Raw genomic sequence first — 3,362 nt, 5'->3', positions numbered from 1 at the left:
CAGGCGTGCTGGGGGACGGATCCGGCACGGATGCCGGCAGCGGTGACCAGCCCACCGGCGGGTCCGATGACTTCGCTGCGCTGGCGGCGCCCGCGCGGACCTGGGTCGGTACGGGACTGGTGGTCGCCGCCGTCGTGCTGGCCATCGTGTCCGCGGTTGGCATGTTCGACTTTTTCGGGGCCCCGGCGCTCGTCGGCGGCGGGCTGCTGCCGGTATCGGCGTCCGTCGCCGAGATCTGGCACAACGCGTCCAGCTGGTGGATCTCGCTGGGCTCGGGGCTGCCCGGGCACGGCGACCCCTTCGGCTACGTGCTCGCAGTCTTGGCGCTGCTGGGGCTGGGGAACGGCTCCGCCGCGGTGGTGACGCTGGTCATGCTGGCCATGCCACTGGCCGCTGCCGGGGCTTGGTTCGCTGCCGGGGCTCTCACCCAGCGGCGCGGCCTGCGCTTCTGGGCAGCCATCTTCTGGGCGAGCGTTCCCGTGTTCCAAGTCGCTTTGGGTACCGGACGTCTGGGTGCGCTGGTGGCCCACTTGCTGATCCCGTGGGCCGTGCTGGGCCTGTTGCGGGCCACAGGTTCGGCCGTGCAGCGCGTCGATGCCAACCGGCCGCTGCTGTCGCTCGAGACCGTGCATAAACCGGGCATCAACGGGAATCCTTCATGGACGGCGGCGGCAGCGGCCGGGCTCTGCCTGGCCGGTATTACGGCGTCGGCGCCGGCCTTGTTGCCGGTAGCCGTTGTCTTCGTTGGCATCCTGGTGCTGTCGTTGGGCCGCCGGGCCAAGACCGTCTGGTGGTCGCTGGTCCCGCCGTTGGCACTTGCCCTGCCCATGGTCATTGCCGGGCTGAACGACCCGCGTTCGCTCTTGGGCGACCCCGGCCTGCCGCTGGCCTTCAACGCGGCCCCACTGTGGCAGCAACTGATGGGTTTCCCGCTGGCCTTCGAGCCCGCCGACGGACTCGCCGGCGCAGCTGTGCTGGATCATCTGGCGCAAGCGCCATGGGCGCTGGTCTACGCCTTGGTCGCGGCCGTGCCGATGCTTGCATTGGCGGTAGTCGGCGCGATCGGCGGCGACGGAGCCGCCCGCGCGCGGCTGCTCTGGCTCGGTGCCTTCCTGACGCTGGCGGCTTCCTATGGCTCGTCCTTGCTCGCCACCGCCGTCGCGCCGGGAGCTGTGGTCACGCCGTTTACGGGCCCCTTTGTCTCGGTGTCGATGTTCCTGCTGCTGGCCGCGGCCTTGATCGCTGGAAACCGGATGCAGCGGGGCATGGATGCGTGGGACCGGTCGCGGAACGGCCTGCGGCGCACCGTGGCGGTAGCCGCCGTAGTGCTTTTGGGGCTGGGCCCGGTGGTCGGCCTGGCGCACTGGCTGGTGCCTCAGTTCACCGGCTACACAGCCTCCACCGAGGCCCGCGCATTGACCGATTTCGGCACGCAGATGTCCATCGAATCCGGGGCCGATCGCACGCTTCCAGCGACGGCGGCTGACCGGGGGACCGGGCCGGAGCAGGCACGCGCGCTGGTGTTGACCGCGGGCACCGGCGGCACGGTGACCGCGGCAGTGATGCACGGCAGCGGAACCACCCTGGACCAACTCTCCACCAGCTATGCGGCACGCTCCTTGGAGGGTCCGCTGGTCGAGGCCACCGTTGGTGACGACGACGACGCCGACGCCGAATTGCGCAGCACGGTGGCTGTCATCGTGGCAGGTACCGGAGTGGACCCGCGGCCTTCGCTGGTGCGTCTTGGCGTGGACTTTGTGGTGCTGCAGGAATCCGACACGGCGGCCGAACTGCTGGCTGGCCGAATTGACGCCGTGCCTGGGCTGACCTCCGTGGGACGCACCGATGCCGGCTGGCTCTGGCGTGTTGTTGGGACAACGGGGGACGACGGCACAGAGGCCGGTGCGTTGACGGCACGGGTGCGTTTGGTCGACGCCAACGGCGCCCTGCTGCAAACGGTCCCGTCCGGCTGGACCGCCGCTGAGGCTGAAATTCCCGCCGGAGACTCCGGACGACGGCTGATCCTGGCCGAGCGCAAGGATCCGGGCTGGACGGCAACCTTGAATGGCCAGCGGCTGGAAGCATCGGAGGACGGCTGGGCCCAGGCGTTCGAGGTCCCCGCTGCCGCAGGAACCGTGAAGATTGGCTATGCCAGTCCGTGGTCGCCGTGGATCGGCATCCTGCAGGTGCTCGCGATCGGCCTGACCGTCCTGCTGGCCATTCCGATCCCGGCGCGCCGGCGGTTCACACCGCGCCGAATCGACCACATCAAGACCACCGGGACCGATGCCAGCACCGCCGAACTGCAACGTGCAGCTTTCGAAGACCCGGACGCCGATGCCACCGCCGCGTTGGCCGGAAAAGGACAGCAACGATGACTGAGACGGGTGGCCGCGGCGACCGGCCGGAGGCGACAGGAGCAGGGACCGGGGCCACATCTGCTCCCGGTCCAGCCGAAGACGGCGTGAGCAAGCAGCACGACACGGCTGCGAAGGCTGCCCGGCCCGACGACGCCGGGGCCGTGTCGTCGGCCGACGCGGCCCCGGAGCCAACCCCGCCGTTGACCGCCGAGGCCGAGCCGGGTCAACCGGCGGCAGTTGAGTCAACCCAGCCGGCCACCGACGAGGCCGAGCAGGCTCAACTGGCGGCGGCATCCGAGCCCGCGCCGGCTCAACCGGCGGCTGCTAAGCCCGAGTCCGCCGCCCAACCGGCGGCAGCTGAGGCCGAGTCCGTACAACCGGCGACAGCCGTGCAGCCGATCGACCGCAAGGCTGCCCGCCGTGCCGCCCGGCGTGACCGGACACGCGATGCAGCCGCAGGCAAGATGCAGGCACGGTCGGGCGGTACCGCCGCACCCGGGCCAGGGCGCGGCAGCGGCCGGCGGACCTTCGGCGCCGTCGCCGGAGCAGGGATTCTGCTGCTGACCGGCGCGGCGGTGGCCGCCGGCAGTCTTGCGGACGCCCCGGGCGCCGCCACCGAGCTTCCACCCGTTTCCGCCGCCGTCCCGGCCGGTGACTACACAGCGGTCTGCCCGGAGCCGCTCCGGCTGCTGGATTCGGCCGCCGACGCCACCGATCCGCAATTCAGCCCGGTTTCCACCACGGCCCAGACCAGGGCGCGGGCTTTGGTACTCAGCGACCTCAGCGGCAAGGTCCCCGGCAGCGAGCTGACCGAACTCGGCGAAGACACGCCGCTCAAGCGCATCGCAGAACCCACGGCAGAGTCCTCCGGCGAGACCAAAGTGGTGGCATCCGTCGTTTCCGGGCAGGAGCTGTCCGCGCCCACGGTTCTGCGGGCCGATCCGGTGGGGGAGACCACTGCGCTTGCCGGTGCCGCGATGACCTACCGGGCCTCCGACGGCG

General features: G+C 71.0%; 1 protein-coding gene and 1 pseudogene. Both read left to right on the top strand.

The window, feature by feature from the left end; translation table 11 throughout:
• On the top strand, window positions 1-2,378 hold a 2,378-nt coding region (locus ACMX2H_RS18800), incomplete at its 5' end, for a glycosyltransferase family 2 protein (RefSeq protein ID WP_414962781.1).
• Window positions 2,375-3,362 (top strand): annotated as a pseudogene (locus ACMX2H_RS18795) (hypothetical protein); the annotation flags it as partial. The gene ACMX2H_RS18800 and the pseudogene ACMX2H_RS18795, both read left to right, overlap by 4 nt.

This window comes from Arthrobacter sulfonylureivorans (assembly GCF_047607445.1).
GTDB lineage: Bacteria > Actinomycetota > Actinomycetes > Actinomycetales > Micrococcaceae > Crystallibacter > Crystallibacter sulfonylureivorans_A.
This window is presented reverse-complemented; position numbering and strand designations above follow the sequence as displayed.